This is a genomic window from Streptomyces sp. NPDC027185, assembly GCF_055567035.1.
Window position 1 is genome coordinate 68635 of record NZ_JBVHRF010000002.1, and the last position, 17656, is coordinate 86290.

General features: G+C 72.5%; 13 protein-coding genes. 3 read left to right on the forward strand and 10 right to left on the reverse strand.

The window, feature by feature from the left end; translation table 11 throughout:
- Positions 1 to 520: 520 nt before the first annotated feature.
- Complete coding sequence (locus ACZ4M8_RS05555) at positions 521 to 1297, forward strand: phosphatase PAP2 family protein (protein WP_467603586.1); 777 nt, start codon at positions 521 to 523, stop codon at positions 1295 to 1297.
- Positions 1298 to 1606: 309 nt separating this feature from the next.
- On the opposite strand, the gene ACZ4M8_RS05560 is transcribed toward ACZ4M8_RS05555, so the two are convergent.
- The 7 genes from ACZ4M8_RS05560 to ACZ4M8_RS05590 all read right to left on the reverse strand — a co-directional run bounded on the left by ACZ4M8_RS05560 (position 1607) and on the right by ACZ4M8_RS05590 (position 10907).
- The gene (locus tag ACZ4M8_RS05560) at positions 1607 to 2059 is read right to left on the reverse strand and encodes a bifunctional DNA primase/polymerase (RefSeq protein ID WP_467603588.1); all 453 of its coding nucleotides are present in this window, start codon (positions 2057 to 2059) and stop codon (positions 1607 to 1609) included.
- Positions 2060 to 2671: 612 nt separating this feature from the next.
- Positions 2672 to 4096 carry an NAD(P)/FAD-dependent oxidoreductase gene (locus ACZ4M8_RS05565; protein ID WP_467603590.1) on the reverse strand — a complete coding sequence of 475 codons (1425 nt, stop codon included), beginning with the start codon at positions 4094 to 4096 and terminating at the stop codon, positions 2672 to 2674.
- A gap of 5 nt (positions 4097 to 4101) precedes the next feature.
- Positions 4102 to 4941 (reverse strand): ABC transporter permease, encoded by an 840-nt coding sequence (locus tag ACZ4M8_RS05570; protein ID WP_467603592.1) that lies wholly within the window; start codon positions 4939 to 4941, stop codon positions 4102 to 4104.
- Positions 4941 to 5876 carry an ABC transporter permease gene (locus ACZ4M8_RS05575; protein WP_467603594.1) on the reverse strand — a complete coding sequence of 312 codons (936 nt, stop codon included), beginning with the start codon at positions 5874 to 5876 and terminating at the stop codon, positions 4941 to 4943. The genes ACZ4M8_RS05570 and ACZ4M8_RS05575 overlap by 1 nt, the downstream gene beginning before the upstream one ends.
- Positions 5873 to 7039, reverse strand: a complete 1167-nt coding sequence (locus ACZ4M8_RS05580) for an ABC transporter ATP-binding protein (RefSeq protein WP_467603597.1) — start codon at positions 7037 to 7039, stop codon at positions 5873 to 5875. The genes ACZ4M8_RS05575 and ACZ4M8_RS05580 overlap by 4 nt, the downstream gene beginning before the upstream one ends.
- A 129-nt stretch (positions 7040 to 7168) precedes the next feature.
- A complete protein-coding gene (locus tag ACZ4M8_RS05585; RefSeq protein ID WP_467603600.1) occupies positions 7169 to 8419 on the reverse strand; it encodes a polyamine ABC transporter substrate-binding protein in 1251 nt (416 codons plus the stop codon).
- A gap of 970 nt (positions 8420 to 9389) precedes the next feature.
- Positions 9390 to 10907 (reverse strand): gamma-aminobutyraldehyde dehydrogenase, encoded by a 1518-nt coding sequence (locus ACZ4M8_RS05590; protein ID WP_467603602.1) that lies wholly within the window; start codon positions 10905 to 10907, stop codon positions 9390 to 9392.
- Between the two features lie 202 nt (positions 10908 to 11109).
- On the opposite strand from ACZ4M8_RS05590, the gene ACZ4M8_RS05595 reads away from it, so the two are divergent.
- Positions 11110 to 11715 (forward strand): NADAR family protein, encoded by a 606-nt coding sequence (locus ACZ4M8_RS05595; protein ID WP_467603604.1) that lies wholly within the window; start codon positions 11110 to 11112, stop codon positions 11713 to 11715.
- 143 nt (positions 11716 to 11858) lie between these two features.
- On the opposite strand, the gene ACZ4M8_RS05600 is transcribed toward ACZ4M8_RS05595, so the two are convergent.
- Positions 11859 to 12314, reverse strand: a complete 456-nt coding sequence (locus ACZ4M8_RS05600) for a hypothetical protein (RefSeq protein WP_467603606.1) — start codon at positions 12312 to 12314, stop codon at positions 11859 to 11861.
- A gap of 307 nt (positions 12315 to 12621) precedes the next feature.
- On the opposite strand from ACZ4M8_RS05600, the gene ACZ4M8_RS05605 reads away from it, so the two are divergent.
- Positions 12622 to 13644 (forward strand): adenosine deaminase, encoded by a 1023-nt coding sequence (locus ACZ4M8_RS05605; RefSeq protein WP_467603609.1) that lies wholly within the window; start codon positions 12622 to 12624, stop codon positions 13642 to 13644.
- 378 nt (positions 13645 to 14022) lie between these two features.
- Here ACZ4M8_RS05605 and ACZ4M8_RS05610 read toward each other — a convergent pair whose 3' ends face one another.
- Positions 14023 to 15204, reverse strand: a complete 1182-nt coding sequence (locus ACZ4M8_RS05610; protein ID WP_467603611.1) for an ABC transporter substrate-binding protein — start codon at positions 15202 to 15204, stop codon at positions 14023 to 14025.
- 912 nt (positions 15205 to 16116) lie between these two features.
- Entirely contained in the window at positions 16117 to 17571 is a 1455-nt protein-coding gene (locus tag ACZ4M8_RS05615; protein ID WP_467603612.1) for a gamma-aminobutyraldehyde dehydrogenase, read from the reverse strand.
- Positions 17572 to 17656 lie beyond the last annotated feature (85 nt).

The window sequence follows — 17656 nt, forward strand, 5'->3', positions numbered from 1 at the left end:
GGCATGGACCGCGCCCCGGGGCCGAAGCATGTCCGGGCACCATGCGCAGGCGTGCACGGTGCCCCGTGCGCCGGCCCGTACGCGAGGCCGGAGCCCCCTGCGCGGGGCGGGGCTCGCCCATGGCGCGGTGTGTGCAGGTGAAAAGGGTGGGTGGCAGCGTGAAGAAGATGTGCGGGGGCAATGGCGGCCGGGTGATCCGGCTGTCGGGCTCGATCCGGGTGCCGTACGGTTTCTGCAGATGAGAGATACACCCCGCTCGCAGGGGACTGCGGGCGACGCCCGGCCGGTGCTTCACCCGTTCCGGCCAGGCCGTGCCCTCGCGCACGAATCCGGGGCTTCCGGCTCCGGGACTCCTCACCGATCGGACGGCCGCCCGCCCCACACCCCCCGGGGCGTGCGGTACCCCGGTCCGCGTGGCCGCCTCGGAATCATCCCCCCTGTTCCGAGGCGGCCGGTTTCTCCGCCCGGCGCCGGCCGCCCCTCCGCCCGGCGCCCCGGGTACCGGTACACCGTCCAGGCCGTGCTCTGCCTCCTGCTGTTCGCCCTGCTCACCTGGCAGGTGGCCACGCACGGTGCGCTGCGGACGCTGGACGAACGGTGGGGCCTCGCGCTGAGCGCCGGCGTCGTCCCGGCACCCGGTGCCCAGTTCTTCGCCGATCTCGGCAACACCACCGTCGCGCTACCGGTTCTTCTGGCGGCGGTCGCGTGGACACTCCGCCCTGCGGTACGGGCCGCACGGCGGGCGCGCGCCCCCGGGCGGGATGCGGCCACCGGCCCGCACGGGGCGCCGGGCGCGGCCGAGGGCTCACCAGAAGCTGGCGGGCACGGCGGCTCCGCACGGGGCGCCTCGGGGCGGTCCGGCGGCGGGCCGGTGCGGTGGTGGGTGCCGGGGCTCGCCGCGGTCTGCACGATGCTTCTCGTACCGGCCGTGGTCGTGCCCGTGAAGGCGTGGATCGGACGTCCCGGGCCGCCGCGCATGGCGGGGGCGCCCCATGACGGTTTCTTTCCTTCCGGGCACGCCGCCACCGCAGCGGTCGCGTACGGCCTCGTGGCGCTGCTGCTCCTCCACACCCGGCGGCGGTCCGGCGGCGCCAGGCGTGGGCGTGCGCGTGGTGCGGTGGTGCTCGCCGTGTGCGTCGTTCTGCTGAACGTCGGTGTCGGTGTGGGCCTGGTGCGGCAGGGGTACCACTGGCCGCTGGACGTGGCGGCGAGCTGGTGCCTGTCCGGGGTGTTGCTGACGCTCTGGTCGGCGGGCCGCGCCCGCTGGTACGAGGCCGGGGGCGTGGGGCGGTCCTGACCCTGGCCCCTGCCGTTGCGGGGCCTCGCCCTGAGCGATCCTGACCGGCAGCGCGCCCCATGTGCCGACCCGTTACGCGACACCGCACGCCTGGCGCTCCGCCCCATGCGCTGCGCACCAGGCGCCCCCTCCGCTCCGCAGGGACCGCACGCCGGGCGCCATGCCGTGCGTCTCAGACGCCGCACCACGCCCCATGCCCGGCCCCGCCCCACGGCATCGCGCCCTGCACTCCGTGCCGGTCTCCTCCCCGCACGGCGCGCGCATGGTGCGGCGCGCCGTGCGTCGGCGGCAGTCGTTCCGTCGTTCCTGTCAGGTGTCGCGGGCGATGACCGCGGCTGCTTCGTGGAGGGCGAGTTCGAGGAGTCCGGGGTCGGTGAGCGTGCCCCGGCCATCAGGAGGAACGATCCAGCGGACGCCTCCGGTGGCCCGGCCCGGGTACGGGACGACGATCCAGGTGCCCTCGCCCACGCCCCGTATGCCGGTGCCCAGCCAGCGGGTGGCGGTGCCCGGCGGGACGAAGAAGCCCATGCGGGAGTCGCCGAAGTCGGCCAGGACGGGGCCGGGACGGGGCGTCGCCCACGTCAGGACATCGAGGGTGGGGTGGCCGAGCTTCCCGTCGACGATCAGGACGTCCCAACGCCTGCCGGCCGGAAGGAGAACCACCCCCAGCGGGCTGCGTTCCCATTCCCACCGGCAGGCATCGGGATCGGGTGCCGCCGATACCAGCCAGTCCACTGCGCGCTTCGCCCCCGCGGCGTTCATGTTTTCCTCGCTCTCCCGGCCCGTTCGGGCAGGTCCACGGGGAGAGGGCGCGGGAGCGGCATCCTTACACGGTTCCGCGGAGCAATTTTCCGCCGGTGCGCGCGGTCGGGAAGAGGGGGCGCGGGGCGGCACCACGTACGGCGCGGCAGGGCGCGGTCGGACGGTGCGCGCCCGTTCGGACGACGGCTGTCGGCGTACGAGAAGCGGCGGCGCCGCGCCACCATGCGGCCGGTGTCCCCGGTCCGCGCCCTCCGCATGGGGCGCGGGCCCCGTGCGACGAGCCCCACGTCGGCCAGCCCCGGCGGCGCATGCCCGGACAGTCACCGCGCGCACACCCCGTGCAGCGCGCCTCACGCCTCATCACCCGTGCGGCGTGCCCGCACGGCGCCCGCGCCGCAGGCCGCAGGCCCCAGGCCCCACAGATTCCCCGCCCCGGGGCCCCGCGCGTGCTCCACGACAAGCAGCACCCACACGACTACGCCCCCCGTCCCACGCACCGGACACCAGGCGCCAGAAGCGCATGGACTCCGCATGCCGGGAAGGCCCCCTCCGGACCCGGCCCGCGCCCATGACACCTCACGGCCCCACGCCCGGCGGCCCCGCCCCCCGTCCTCAGCTGTCGAAGCCGAGTCCTGCCTTGTCCATCGCGCGGAGCCACAGGTTGCGGTGGCCCTCGTGGGTGTCGGCGCGGGTCATGGACCACTGGGTGATCCCGATTCCGGCCCAGCGGAACGGTTCGGGCGGGAACGGCAGGGGTTTGCTGCGGACCATCTGAAGTTCGGTGCGTTCGGTGCGTTCTCCCGAGAGGAGGTCGAGCATCACGTCGGCGCCGAAGCGGGTGGCGCCCACGCCGAGACCGGTGTAGCCGGCGGCGTACGCGACACGGCCTTTGTGCGCGGTGCCGAAGAAGGCGGAGAAGCGGGCGCAGGTGTCGATGGCGCCGCCCCATGCGTGGCTGAAGCGGAGCCCCTCCAGCTGCGGGAAGCACCGGAAGAAGTGCTGGGCGAGTTTGGCGTAGGTGGCGGGGTGGTGGTCGTACTCGGCACGCACGCCGCCGCCGTAGCGGTAGACGATGTCGTAGCCGCCCCACAGGATGCGGTGGTCGGCGGTGAGGCGGAAGTAGTGGAAGTGGTTGTTGCTGTCGGAGAGGCCCTGGCGGCCGCGCCAGCCGAGGGCGGCGCGCTGTTCCTCCGTCAGCGGTTCGGTCACCAGCGCGTGGTCGTAGACCGGGACGATGTACGGGCGGACGCGGCGCAGCAGGGACGGGAAGGCGTTGGTGCCGATGGCGACCTGGCGCGCGAAGACACGGCCGTAGGGGGTGCGGACAGCCATGCCGCCGTGGTACGGGGCGAGGGCCGTGGCGGGGGTGTGTTCGTGGAAGCGGACGCCGAGGACGCGGCAGGCGCGTTTGAGGCCCCATGCCAGGCGCGCCGGGTTCAGCATGGCGACGCCCTCGCGGTCCCACAGACCGGCGAGGAAGGTCGGCGAGTCGACCTCGGCGCGTACGGCGTCCCGGTCGAGGAAGGTGTAGCGGTCACCGTGGCCGAGGCGGGCGGCGTCGTCGGCCGCCTCCCGGAGTTCGGCGATCTGGTGGGGCCGGGTGGCGAGGTCGATCTCACCGGTGCGTTCGAAGGCGCAGTCGATGCCGTGGCGGGCGACGGTGTCCTCGATGGCGTCGAGGTTGCGCAGGCCGAGTTCTTCGAGGCGGGCGAGTTCGCCGGGCCAGCGGGCGAGGCCGTTGCCGATGCCGTGGGTGAGGGAGGCGGCGCAGAACCCGCCGTTGCGTCCGGAGGCGGCCCAGCCGGTCTCGGCGCCCTCGATGAGCAGGACGTCGCGGTGCGGGTCGCGTTCCTTGGCGCGCAGCGCGGTCCACAGTCCCGAGTAGCCGCCGCCGACGACGAGCAGGTCGCAGTGGGTGTCGCCGGTGAGGGCGGGCAGGGGGGCGGGACGGTCGGGGTCGTCGAGCCAGAACGGGGCGGGGACGGCGTCCGCGAGGGCGTGGACGGGGGACGGGGCGTTCATGGCAGCTCGTGCCATGGATCTCAGCTCCTCTTTCTGCGGGTGCCGGCCAGCCGGCCGACGACGACGCACACGACGGCGATGAGGAACATCGCCGTACCGATGACATTGATCTGAACGGGCGTGCCCCGCTGCGCCGATCCCCAGACGAACATGGGGAAGGTCACGGTGGAGCCCGCGTTGAAGTTGGTGATGATGAAGTCGTCGAAGGAGAGCGCGAAGGAGAGCAGCGCGCCCGCCGCGATGCCGGGGGCGGCGATCGGCAGCGTCACCCGCAGGAAGGTCTGTACGGGGGTGGCGTAGAGGTCCTGGGCGGCCTGCTCCAGCCGCGGGTCCATGCTCATCACGCGGGCCTTGACGGCGGTGACGACGAAGCTCAGGCAGAACATGATGTGGGCGATGAGGATCGTCCAGAAGCCGAACTGGATGCCCATGTTGAGGAAGAGGGTGGCCAGCGAGGCGGCCATGACGACCTCGGGCATCGCCATCGGCAGGAAGATCAGCGTGTTCACGGTGGAGCGGGCGCGGAAGCGGTAGCGGGCCAGCGCGAACGCGATCATGGTCCCGAGGGCGGTGGCGCCAAGCGTGGCCCAGAGGGCTATCCGCAGGCTGAGTCCGAGGGAGCCGCAGAGTCCGGCGACGCCGCACGGGTCGGTCCAGGCATCGGTCGAGAAGCGCTGCCACTGGTAGTTGAAGCGGCCGTTGGGCTTGTTGAACGAGAAGATCAGAACGATGACGTTGGGCAGGACGAGATAGGCCAGCGTGGCCAGTCCGGCGAACGTGACGAGGTGGCGGCGGAGCCTGCCGGGGCGCCGCACGGGGCGGGCGCACGGGGCGGCACCGGTGGTCTCGTGGACGGTCATCAGACCAGTTCCTCCGTCCCGGACTTGCGAAGGTAGAAGGTGACCATGGCGAGGATCGCCGCCATGAGGAGGAACGAGAGCGCGGCGGCGGTGGGGTAGTCCAGGACGCGCAGGAACTGCGACTGGATGACGTTGCCGATCATTTTCTGGTCGGCGGATCCGAGGAGTTCGGCGTTGATGTAGTCGCCGGTGGCGGGGATGAAGGTCAGCAGGGTGCCGGCGACGACACCGGGCAGGGACAGCGGGAACGTCACGCGCCGGAAGGTGGTGGCGGGGCGGGCGTAGAGGTCGCCGGCGGCCTCGTGCAGCCGCGGGTCGATGCGCTCCAGCGAGGTGTAGAGCGGCAGGACCATGAACGGCAGGAAGTTGTACGTCAGTCCGCAGACGACGGCGAGCGGAGTGGCGAGGACCCGGTGGCCGTCGGTGAGGCCGAGCCAGCTGGTGACGTCCAGGACGTGGAGCGCGTTCAGGGCGCCCACCACGGGGCCGCCGTCGGCGAGGATCGTCTTCCAGGCCAGGGTGCGGATGAGGAAGCTGGTGAAGAACGGGGCGATGACCAGGATCATCACGAGGTTGCGCCAGCGTCCGGCCTTGAAGGCGATGAGGTAGGCGAGCGGGTAGCCGAGCAGCAGGCACAGCGCCGTCGCGGTGGCGGCGTAGAGCACGGAGCGGACGAACTGCGGCCAGTACTGGACGAGCGCGTCCCCGTAGGTGGCGATGTGCCAGGTGACGCGGAAGCCCTCCTCCAGGGAGCCGGTCTGCAGTGATGTCGACGCCTGGTAGACGAGCGGGGCGGCGAAGAAGACGACGAGCCAGGCGATGCCGGGCAGCAGCAACCAGTACGGGACGAGGCGTTTGCGCAGCGGCGCCGTGCGGACCTCGTCGGGCGGCGCGGCGTCGGGGGCGGGCGCGGGGGCCTCGGTGGTGGTGCTCACGCGGCCTCCTCGTCGGTGTCGGCGCCGGCGCTGATGTCCTGGGCGGCGTCGAGGCCGAAGGTGTGCGCGGCGCTCCAGTGCGCGAGGACGTCGGAGCCGGGCACGAGGCGGCCGTCGCGGGCGAGGTTCTGCTCGTAGACGGCGACTTCACCGAGGCCGGGGACGTCGAGGAGGTACTGCGTGGAGACGCCGATGAACGCGGCGTCCTTGATGCGGCCGGCGAGCCGGTTGTGGGCCTCGGGGACGGTCGCGGCGTCGTCGGGGTGGGCCAGAGCCATCTTCTCGGGGCGGACACCGGCGAGCAGCCCCTGCCCCGTGCGGGCCCCCGTGGGGCAGCGGCGGGCCGGGACGCGGAGGGTGGTGCCGGCGGCGCGCACCAGCAGGTCGTCGCCTTCGGCGCCGGTGACCTCGGCCTTGATGAGGTTGGAGGTGCCGAGGAAGTTGGCGACGAAGGTGGTGGCGGGGTTCTCGTAGAGGTCGGCGGGGGCGCCGAGTTGTTCGACGCGGCCGCCGTTCATCACGGCGACGGTGTCGGCCATCGTCATGGCCTCTTCCTGGTCGTGTGTGACGTGAACGAACGTGATGCCGACCTCGGTCTGGATGCGTTTGAGTTCGAGCTGCATCTGGCGGCGGAGTTTGAGGTCGAGGGCGCCGAGCGGTTCGTCGAGGAGCAGCACCTGGGGGTGGTTGATCAGGGCGCGGGCGACCGCGACGCGCTGTTGCTGGCCGCCGGAGAGCTGCTGCGGTTTACGGCGCGCCATGGGGCCGAGCTGAACGAGGTCGAGCATCTCCTCGACCTGCTTCTTCACCGATTTGATGCCGCGGCGGCGCAGTCCGAACGCGACGTTCTCGTAGATGTCGAGGTGGGGGAAGAGCGCGTAGTTCTGGAAGACGGTGTTGACGTGGCGTTTGTAGGGCGGCAGGGCGGTGACGTCCTCGCCGGAGAGTTCGACGGTGCCGGTGGTGGGGTCCTCCAGACCGGCGATCATCCGCAGCGTGGTGGTCTTGCCGCAGCCGGACGCGCCCAGGAGCGCGAAGAAGGAGCCCGCGGGGACGGTGAGGTCGAGGGGGTGGACAGCGGTGAAGGAGCCGTACGTCTTGCTGATCCGGCGCAGGCGGACATCGCCGCCGCTGCCGCGCTGGGGGCTTGCGGTCTTCGTCATGTCGGTCGTCCCGTGTCTCGGAGGTCGGCGCATGGGGCAGGGGCATGGGGCGGGGGGCATGGAGCCATGGGGCCGGGGCGGGGCGGCGCGCACGGGGCGCGGCGCACGGGGCCCGGTGGGGCGTCCGGTTCAGGCACCGGTGAGGTCGGCGAACTTCCGCGCGTACTCCCTGCTCTCCTCGGCATCGAGCGCGCGGAAGGCGTGGGAGCGGGCGGCCATCTCCGGGTCGGGCAGGATCAGCGGGTTGTCCGCCAACCGCTTGTCGATCTTGGCGAGTTCGTCGCGGACACCGTCGACGGGGCAGGTGTAGTTGATGTACGCGGCGAGCCGGGCCGCGGCCCGGGGCTCGTAGTAGTAGTCGATGAGGCGTTCCGCGTTCCGCTTGTGGCGCGCCCCGTTCGGGACCATCAGATTGTCGGACGAGATCATGTAGCCGGCCCGGGGGACGGCGTAGGCGATGTCCGGGTTGTCCTGCTGGAGCTGGACGATGTCACCGGCCCAGGCGAGGCAGGCGGCGAGGTCACCCTTGTCGAGGTCGTTGGTGTAGTCGTTGCCGGTGAAGCGGCGGATCTGGCCCGCCTCGACGCCCTTACGGATCCGGGCGAGGGCGGCGTCGTACTCGTCGGTGGTGACGCTCTCGGGGCGTTTGCCCATGTCGAGGAGGGTGAGTCCGACACTGTCGCGCATCTCTGAGAGGAAACCGACGCGCCCTTTGAGGCGCGGGTCCTCCAGGAGTTGGCCGACGGAGTCGACGGTGCGGCCGCCGGTGGCCTTCTTGTTGTAGGCGATGAGCGCGGGGATGCCCTGCCAGGGGTAGGAGTGGGCGCGGTCGGGGTCCCAGGCGGGGCGGCGGAACTGCGTGGCGAGGTGGGCCGTGGCGTGCGGGAGGTGGGCGGGGTCGAGCCGCTGGACCCAGCCGAGGGAGATCATCCGGGCGCACAGCCAGTCGGTGAGCACGATCAGGTCGCGCCCGGTGTCCTGGCCCGCCGCGAGCTGCGCCTGGATCTTGCCGAAGAACTCGTCGTTGTCGTTGATGTCCTCGGTGTACGTGACGGTGATGCCGGTACGGCGGGTGAACGCCTCCAGGGTGGGCCGGTGCTTGCCGTCGTCGCTGACGTCCATGTACTCGGTCCAGTTGGAGAAGGCGAGACGTTTCTCCCTGTCCGAGTGGTCGGGGGTGCGGGCCGCATCGGTGCGGCCGGCGGGCGGGATGCCGCAGGCGGACAGGGCGAACGAGCCGCCGAGAGCGGTGGCGGCGAGGGCGCTCGCGCGCAGCAGGGAACGGCGGGTCATGGCGAGCCGGCCGTCGCGCATGCTGCGGCGCACCGCGGCGGCCTCATGCGGGGAGAGCGGGGCGGGCTGTTGCTCGTGGTGCTCCATGCGCGGAGGGCCCTTTCCGGGTGGACCGGCACGGTGCCGGTACTGACGATGCCGCACGACGCCGACCGCCGCGGGGCGGGACGGTGCCGGGTAGAGCGGGGTGAGGCGGGAACTGCGCGTGGTGGTGGGCGGTACGCGAAGCCTTGCGTGGGAGGGGTGGAGCGGAGGGGCGGTGCCCGGTGAGTGGGGGCGCCGGGCGATGGCTGGGTGCAGAGCTGAGGGGGCGGAGGGCGGTGGCGGTCCGAGGACCTGGCGCAGGGGTGTGGTCGGCATGGGGCGGCGAGTTGCGGGCCCCGTTGCCGGAGACTCCGCGTCGTACCCCCTCACCGCCCCATGCACGGAACAGGGGGCGGGGCACATGGGGCGGATGCCCGGAACGCAGGTGACGCGTGGCGCATGGGGCGACAGCGTAGGGCTCCATCTGCACGGGGCGCCGGGCCGCTCCGGATGGCGCGATCGCGTCGTACCCGGTGCGGCAGAGCCCGCACGGGGCGGTGGTCGACGGCCTCCCGGCCACCCCGCGCGGGGCTTCCGGCCTGCCCCGGCATGAGCCCGCCACCCCTGTACGGGCCTGGGACGCTCCGGAGCCGCGCCACCCGGCGCGTGTCGCCACACCGTTCCGCCCTGGCCGGGGCTCCCGTCCACCACGGCGCCCCGCCCGCGGAGAACGGCGCGGGTCCGGTCCGGAGAGCTCGGTCCGGACCGACGAGAGGCATCGGCGCCCCCAGGCCCCAAACACGGGGCCCCAGGGGTGATCGCATGACAGCCGCACGCCGCGCCCGCACCGTTCCCGGAACACCAGGCAGCCGACGCGATGAGGAACGCCCGCGTGGTGCGCCTCCGCACGGGGCGTCCGCCCCACGCAACAACGCGCGCCGTGCAAGACGACGCCCCGCGTCGGCGCACCTCGTACCCCCGCCCCGCCGGTGCCGCGCTCCACGGCGCGCCCCGTGCCGCCCGCCCGCCGGAGTTACGCCCGGTCACCGAAGACGGTCCGGTGCCAGTCCTTCCGCGCCGTCCCGGTGATGTCGTACATGACATGTTTGACCTGCGTGTACTCCTCGAAGGAGTAGGCGGACATGTCCTTGCCGTAGCCGGACGCCTTGGCGCCGCCGTGCGGCATCTCGCTGATGATCGGGATGTGGTCGTTGACCCACACGCAGCCGGCCTTGATCTCGCGGGTGGCGCGCCCCGTGCGGTAGACGTCCCGGCTCCATGCGGAGGCGGCGAGGCCGTAGGGGGTGTCGTTGGCGAGCGCGATGCCCTCGTCGTCGCTGTCGAAGGGCAGCACGACCAGCACCGGGCCGAAGATCTCCGCCTGCACGACCTCGCTGTCCTGGGGCGCGCCCGCGATCAGGGTGGGCCGGTAGTACGCACCCTTCGCGAGGGCGCCCTGGGGCGCCTCGCCGCCGGTGACGACGGTGGCGTAGGCGCGGGCCCGGTCGACGAAACCGGCGACGCGGTCGCGCTGGGCGTGCGAGATGAGCGGGCCGAGGTCGGTGGAGCGGTCGAAGGGATCGCCGAGCCGCACAGTCGCCATGAGGTCGGCGACCCCGGCCACGAACGCGTCGTACAGGGGCCGTTGGACGTACGCACGGGTCGCCGCGGTGCAGTCCTGACCGGAGTTGATCAGCGCGCCGGCGACCGCCCCGTGCACGGCCGCCTCCAGGTCCGCGTCGTCGAAGACGACGAACGGGGCCTTGCCGCCCAGTTCGAGGTGGAGGCGTTTGACGGTGGCCGTGGCGACCTCGGCGACGCGTTTGCCGACGGCGGTCGAGCCGGTGAAGGAGGTCATCGCCACGTCGGGGTGGCCGACGAGGTGTTCGCCGGCGTCCCGCCCCGCGCCGGAGACGATGTTCAAGGCCCCGTCCGGCAGCCCCGCGCGGGTGGCGGCCTGCGCGAACATCAGGGAGGTCAGCGGGGTGATCTCGGCTGGCTTGAGCACGACGGTGTTCCCGGCGGCGAGCGCGGGCAGCACCTTCCACGCCGCCATCTGGAGCGGGTAGTTCCACGGGGCGATGGAGCCGACGACGCCGACGGCCTCACGCCGCACGGCGGAGGTGTGGTCCGCGCTGTACTCCCCCGCGGCCTTGCCCTCCAGGTGGCGGGCGGCCCCGGCGAAGAACGCCGCGTTGTCGACGGAGCCCGGTACGTCGAACTCCTCGCTGAGCTTGAGGGGCTTTCCGCAGTTCAGCGACTCGGCGAAGGCGAGGTCGGCGGAGTCCTCGGCGAGCGCCGCGGCGAAGCGGTGCAGTGTGTAGGAGCGCTCCCCCGGGGTGGCACCGCTCCATGCGGGGAAGGCACGGCGCGCGGCGTCGACCGCGGTGTCCACATCGCCGGTACCCGCCAGCGCGTAGGTGTGGATCCGCTCACCGGTCGCGGGGTCCACCACGTCCTGGGTGCGGCCCGACGTGCCGCCCCGGAGCCGTCCATCGATGAATTGCGCACCCTCGGCGAACCGCTCGGACACATCGAATCGCTGATCCATGGTGTTCTCCCGAGCCGGGCCAGAGCCGCGTTCCACGGCATGACCAGGCGTAGCTCATTGCGGAAATGATGGCCGATCCTGACAGAGGGCCTGGTGACCAACAAGGGATTCCGTAGTTTCCTTTTGGTTACGCGACGGATTCTGCGGATTCCGCGGAGAAGGTGCCCGACACGTTGTCGGTGCCCGCTGACAGAATCCCGGCATGATGCACGACGCGACGGGGGCGGCACGAGCCGACACCACCGGACCGCCTCTCTCCCTGCCCGCGCTGCGCGACGCGGTGGCGGCCGGGCGACGCTTCCGGTACGTCCATTTCTGGGGCCACGCCCCGCGCCGGGACGGCGTGCTCGGGCCGAGCTGCCTCAGCCAGTGGTGGCCCGCCCCGTTCACCGTCGACGGCGTCAGCTACGCGACCGCGGAACACTGGATGATGGCGGGCAAGGCGCGGTTGTTCGGCGACGCCGAGGCGGAACGGCGGGCCGTCGAGGCGCGGCACCCCGGAGAGGCGAAGGCCGCGGGGCGCACCGTGCGCGGTTTCGACGAGGCACGGTGGCGGGAGCACCGCTTCGATCTGGTCGTCGAGGGCAGTGTGCACAAGTTCGGCAGCGACCCTGCCCTGGAGGAGTTCCTGCGGGGCACCCGCCGGCGCGTCCTCGTGGAGGCCAGCCCGCTCGACCGGGTGTGGGGTATCGGCCTGGCGGCGGACGACGAGCGCGCCGAGGATCCGGCCCGCTGGCGGGGCCTCAATCTCCTCGGATTCGCGCTCATGGAGGCCCGTCGGAGGCTTGACGGAGCGCCGGCGGAGTAGCGCACGGCCCACGCGGCACGCAGCCTTCCGTACGGTGGGGTCCACGGCATCGCGGGGCCGGGTTCAGGCGCGTGACCAGGCGCCGGACGGTGCGCGGCGAGGGCTACGGAGGGGCCGGGCCTGCCTCCCCGTGCCGAGCGCAGTCACGTGTCGTCGATGTGTGTCGCCACGGGCGTCCCGGGGGCGCGCGGCGCGACCTCGAAGATATCGGTGGTGCCGGACTGCTGCCGGTGTTCGCCGCCCCCTCCGCCTCCGCCCGGGGTGGGCCCGCCCGAGGCGAGGACCGCGGCCGTCAGGGCGCTGAGCAGCAGCGCGGCGCAGCCCAGCAGGGCGCCGGCCAGCGCGGTTCTGCCGTTCGTCGCCTCGCCGCGGGCGCTGCGGGCCCTGCCGAGCGCCCCCAGGAGGAGGGCGAGCGCGCCGAAGAGGACGCCGAAGACGAGCGTGACGCCGAGCAGCACCCCGAGGGCGCCGGTGATCAGCGCGGCGGTGCCGTAGCCGTTGCGCGGCCTGGACCATCCGCCGCCGTGTCCGGGAGCGCCGGCGGGCATCCGCACCCAGCGGTACGGCTCCGGCGCCAGCGACACCGTCGGCGGCGGCACGCACCGTCCCGACGGGGCGGGCGCGGCGGCGACGGAGCGTCGGTGCAGCCCTCCCGGTCGCACCCCGGAAAGGGGATCCGCGGGGCCCGTCTCCCGCGCCACGCGGGGGCCGAGGGGTGGGGGCGGGCCCGGTGATCGCGGCGGGCCCCAGGCAAGCACCGGCTCGGATTCCTGTCGCTTCTCCGCCATGGCACTCCCCCTTTCCAGAGGTTCTGTCATGGTAAGACCGGCCCTCGAACGGCGCTTCGGTGCCGCATACGATGACGGGCGTCTCCGCACACCGCTGCGCCATTGACCAGGAGGAACGTTGTCCGATCTCGATGCCTTCATCGCGGGCCTGCCCAAGGCGGAGCTGCATGTCCACCACGTCGGATCCGCTTCTCCCCGGATCGTGGCGGCACTCGCCGCCCGGCATCCGGATTCCCCGGTCCCGACCGACCCCGAGGCGCTGGCCGATTTCTTCACCTTCCGCGACTTCGCACACTTCATCCAGGTCTACCTGTCCGTGGTGGACCTCATCCGCGACGCGACGGACGTCCGGCTGCTGACCTACGAGGTCGCCCGCGACATGGCGCGGCAGAACATCCGGTACGCGGAACTGACCGTCACCCCGTTCAGCTCGACCAGCCGCGGCATCCCGGACGCCGCGTTCGTCGAGGCGATCGAGGACGCCCGTAAGGCCGCGGAGACGGAGCTGGGCGTCGTGCTGCGCTGGTGCTTCGACATCCCCGGCGAGGCGGGCCTGGCCGCGGCGGAGGAGACGACGCGGATCGCCTGTGAGCTGCAGCCCGAGGGGTTGGTGTCGTTCGGGCTCGGGGGGCCCGAGATCGGCGTGCCGCGGCCGCAGTTCAAGCCGTACTTCGACCGCGCCATCGCGGCGGGGCTGCACTCCGTCCCGCATGCCGGGGAGACCACGGGGCCACAGACCATCTGGGACGCACTGCACGATCTGGGCGCCGAGCGCATCGGGCACGGCACCAGCGCCACGCAGGACCCGAAGCTGCTGGCCCATCTCGCCGAGCACGCCATCCCGTTGGAGGTCTGCCCCACCTCCAACATCGCGACCCGCGCGGTGCGCACGCTGGATGAGCATCCGATCAAGGAGATGGCCGACGCGGGCCTGCTGCTCACCGTCAACAGCGACGACCCGCCCATGTTCGGCACCGACCTCAACACCGAATACGGCGTGGCCGCACGCCTGCTGGGCCTGGACACGGACGGCGTGGCGGCACTGGCGAAGAACGCGGTGACGGCCTCCTTCATGGACGCCTCCGCCAAGACCCGGCTGACCGCCGAGATCGACGCGTACGCGGCAGCTCGGCGCGTATGACACGGGGCGGGCTTCCCCTGCATGGGGCAGCGATCCGCCGCGGATGAACGGGCACGGACTTCTGCCGCATGGTGCAGGAGACACCCCGCACGGCATGGGGCAGGAGACGCCGCACCGCACGGGGCGAGGGCCAAGCGCCGCGCGGGGCGGGGACGACGCGCCGTCTCCCCGTCCGCGCGCGAGATTCCGCCGCCGCACGGGGCGGAAGGTGCTGCGCTGCGGCCCCGTGCCGGTGGCTACGTCGCCCCATGCGCGCGCACGAGGCGCCGTACCGCCCTTCCCCCGCGGCATGGGGCGGGGCCGCGTCCGTTGAGCGACGGTCCCGGGGCAACGCACCGTTTGGCGTACCGGCGCCCGTGCGGACACCCGCCGCCCCGTTCACAGCCCCACCATCGCGTTCCACTCCCCCGCGAGGACGGAGCGTTCCGCCGGCGTGATGTCGCGAGCGGTGGCGAGGCGCTTACGCATGGCGGTGTCGGGGAAGATCAGCGGGTCCTCGGCGAGAGCGGCACGCTCCTTGTCCCGAGAAGCAGCCAGGACGTCGCGGGCGGCGGGTACGGGGCAGACGTAGTTGACCCAGGCGGCCAGGTCGGCGGCGACGTCGGGCCGGTAGTAGTGGTCGATGAGCTGTTCGGCGTTGCGCTTGTGGGCCGCGAGGTTGGGGATCATCATGCTCTCCGCCCAGAGTTCGCCGCCCTCCTCGGGCACCACGAAGGCGATGTCCGGGTTGTCGGCCTTCAGCTGGATGACGTCACCGGAGTACGCCTGGGCTGCGATCACGTCGCCGGAGTCGAGGTCCTTGATGTAGTCGTTGCCGGTGAACCGGCGGATGTGGCCCCGCGCGACGTGTCGGCGCAGCCGGTCGGTCATGCGGTGGAAGTCGTCGGTCCGCCAGCGGGTGATGTCGACGCCCTCGCCCTGGAGCAGCAGCGCGAACGCCTCGTCGATCCCGGCGAACAGGGAGACCCGGCCCCGTAGATCCTCGTGCCAGAGATCGGAGACGCTGCGGATCTCGCGGCCGAGCCGGCGGCGGTTGTAGGCGATGCCGGTGATGCCCGACTGCCAGGGCACGCTGTATCTGCGGGCGGGGTCGAACGGCGGGGACGCGAGCTGCGGATCGAGATGGCGGGCGACGTGCGGCTGCGCCGCGCGGTCCATCTCCTGGACCCAGCCGAGGCGCACGTAGCGGGCACACATCCAGTCGCTGATGACAACCAGGTCGCGCCCCGTGGGCTGGTGGTTCATCAACGCGGGACTGATCTTGCCGAAGAACTCGTCGTTGTCATTGATCTCCTCGGTGTACGTCACGGAGATCCCGGTACGCCGCCGGAACGCGTCGAGGGTGGGCCGTCGCTGAGTGTCGTGGTCGTCGACGTCGATGTACAGCGGCCAGTTGGCGAAGACGAGACGGCGGTCGGCCGCCGAGCGGTCGGGGGCCGCGCGATCGGCGGCCCGTACGTAGGCGGGCGGCACACCGCATCCGGCGAGCCCGGCCAGTGCCGTGGCCGTACCGATTCCGAAGGTGCCCCGGAGCAGCGAACGCCGCGTGAGTTCCGACATGGCGTGCACTCTCATCCCTCACCGGCGGAGGCGGCAAGCCGACAGAGCGTCAACCGCCGCTCCGCCACCCGCGACGGTCTGCCGGGCGAGACCCGCACGGGGCCTGGCGCATGGGGCGCACTGCATGGGGCAACGAAGCGTGCCGGGGCCACTGGGGCGGAGCGCCGCCCTGCATGAGGCGGGACGCATGAGGCGGAGCAAGCCGGCAGCCAAGTCCGCACCGTGCGGAAGACACCGTCCTTCGCACGGGGCCGACCGTACCGGCCCCGGCCCCACACCCGAGCCGCCAGGCCCCGGACTCGCCCCGTGCCGACGCGCAGGGCCCCACACACCGCGCATGCCGCACGGCGCATGGGGCCCACCGACAGACGGAGCCAGGTCACGCGGAGCGCGCAGCGCCCCGCGCCCGGGACGCCGCGCCCGGGACACCACGCACGGAGCGGCGCGCATGGGGCGGCGCGCATGGGGCGGCGCGCGTGGGACGGCGCCACGTGCGGGGCGCAGTCGACCGTGCCCCGCACGAAGCACGGCCGCCCACCCCGAAGCACGGCCTCCCCCGCCCCGCGCCACCGGACACGCGTGGCGCAGGCCTCACGAGGCGCAGCGCACAAGGCACGGGGCCCAGCGCACGAGGCACGGGCACCGTGCACGAAGCACAGGCCCCGAGCCGCCCCCCCCCGAGTCACACCCCACGACGGGTCCCGCCTGGGGCACCCAGCACGAGGACACCGGCCGCCCCGCAGGGGGCACGAGCACCAGGACACCCGCCGCCCCGCATGGGGCGCACCCGAAGCCAACGCTGCACGAGGCACGGACCGCCCCGCACGGGGCGCGCACGAAGCCACGGAACGCCGCGCGGGGCACGCCCCGGGCCACCACGCCCCGTACGCCTCAGCCCGGGGAAGTCACCCCTCACCCATCCAGCGACGTCATCACGTGCTTGATGCGGGTGTAGTCGTCGAAGCCGTACGCGGAAAGGTCCTTGCCGTAGCCGGACTTCTTGAAGCCGCCGTGGGGCATCTCGGCGACGAGCGGGATGTGGGTGTTGATCCACACGCAGCCGAAGTCGAGGCTCTTGGACATCCGCATGGCGCGGGCGTGGTCCTTGGTCCACACGGAGGAGGCGAGGGCGTACTCGACGCCGTTGGCCCACTCCACGGCCTGCGCCTCGTCGCGGAACGACTGGACGGTGATGACCGGGCCGAAGACCTCGTGCTGGACGATCTCGTCGTCCTGCTTCAGGCCGGAGACGACGGTCGGGGCGAAGAAGTAGCCCTTGTCGCCGACCTGTTCGCCGCCCGCCTCGATCTTGGCGTGGGCGGGCAGCCGGTCGATGAAGCCCTTGACCTGCTTCAGCTGGTTGGCGTTGTTGAGCGGGCCGTAGAGCACGTCCTCGTCGTCGACGGCGCCGGTCTTGGTCTCCGAGGCGGCCTTGGCGAGCGCGGCGACGAACTCGTCGTGGATCGACTCGTGGACGAGGACACGGGTCGCGGCCGTACAGTCCTGGCCGGCGTTGAAGTAGCCGGCGACGGAGATGTCCTCGACGGCCTTGGGGATGTCGGTGTCCTCGAAGACCACGACCGGGGCCTTGCCGCCCAGCTCCAGGTGGACGCGCTTGAGGTCCTTGGACGCGGACTCGGCGACCTGCATGCCGGCGCGCACGGAGCCGGTGATGGAGGCCATCGCGGGCACGGGGTGCTCGACCATCAGGCGGCCGGTCTCGCGGTCGCCGCAGACGACGTTGAACACGCCGCGGGGGTGGCCCAGTTCGTCCAGCACGGAGCCGATGATCTCGCCGATCAGGACGGTCGAGGCGGGGGTGGTGTCGGAGGGCTTGATGACGACGGTGTTGCCCGCGGCGAGCGCCGGGGCGAACTTCCACACGGCCATCATCATCGGGTAGTTCCACGGCGCGACCTGGGCGCAGACGCCGATCGGCTCGCGGCGGACGATGGACGTGAAGCCGTCCATGTACTCGCCGGCCGAGCGTCCCTCCAGCATCCGGGCGGCGCCCGCGAAGAAGCGGATCTGGTCCACCATCGGCGGGATTTCATCGGAGCGTACGAGGGCGAGGGGCTTGCCGCAGTTCTCGGACTCGGCGGCGATCAGCTCCTCGGCGCGCTCCTCGAAGCGGTCGGCGATCTTGAGCAGGACCTTCTGGCGCTCGGCGGGGATCAGGTCGCGCCAGGCGGGGAAGGCGGCCTCGGCCGCGGCCATCGCCGCGTCCACGTCGGCGGCCGCGGAGAGCGGCGCGGTGGCGTACGGCTCGCCCGTGGCCGGGTTGATCACCTCCGTGGTCCGCCCGTCGGCGGCGTCCCGGAACTCCCCGTCGATGTAATTGCGCAGACGACGCAGTGCGGTGGTCACTGAAGCGGCCCCTTCGATCAGATGTCCGATGATGAAAACAACACCCTAGCCCCGCTCCTGACGTTTTCAACACCCGCGACACTCC

Excerpts from the sequence above, each read along its gene's own strand:
- ACZ4M8_RS05560 (WP_467603588.1), bottom strand. The coding sequence starts at position 2,059 with ATGAACGCCGCGGGGGCGAAGCGCGCAGTGGACTGGCTGGTATCGGCG.
- ACZ4M8_RS05565 (WP_467603590.1), bottom strand. The coding sequence starts at position 4,096 with ATGGCACGAGCTGCCATGAACGCCCCGTCCCCCGTCCACGCCCTCGCG.
- ACZ4M8_RS05570 (WP_467603592.1), bottom strand. The coding sequence starts at position 4,941 with ATGACCGTCCACGAGACCACCGGTGCCGCCCCGTGCGCCCGCCCCGTG.
- ACZ4M8_RS05580 (WP_467603597.1), bottom strand. The coding sequence starts at position 7,039 with ATGACGAAGACCGCAAGCCCCCAGCGCGGCAGCGGCGGCGATGTCCGC.
- ACZ4M8_RS05585 (WP_467603600.1), bottom strand. The coding sequence starts at position 8,419 with ATGGAGCACCACGAGCAACAGCCCGCCCCGCTCTCCCCGCATGAGGCC.
- ACZ4M8_RS05590 (WP_467603602.1), bottom strand. The coding sequence starts at position 10,907 with ATGGATCAGCGATTCGATGTGTCCGAGCGGTTCGCCGAGGGTGCGCAA.
- ACZ4M8_RS05595 (WP_467603604.1), top strand. The coding sequence starts at position 11,110 with ATGATGCACGACGCGACGGGGGCGGCACGAGCCGACACCACCGGACCG.
- ACZ4M8_RS05610 (WP_467603611.1), bottom strand. The coding sequence starts at position 15,204 with ATGTCGGAACTCACGCGGCGTTCGCTGCTCCGGGGCACCTTCGGAATC.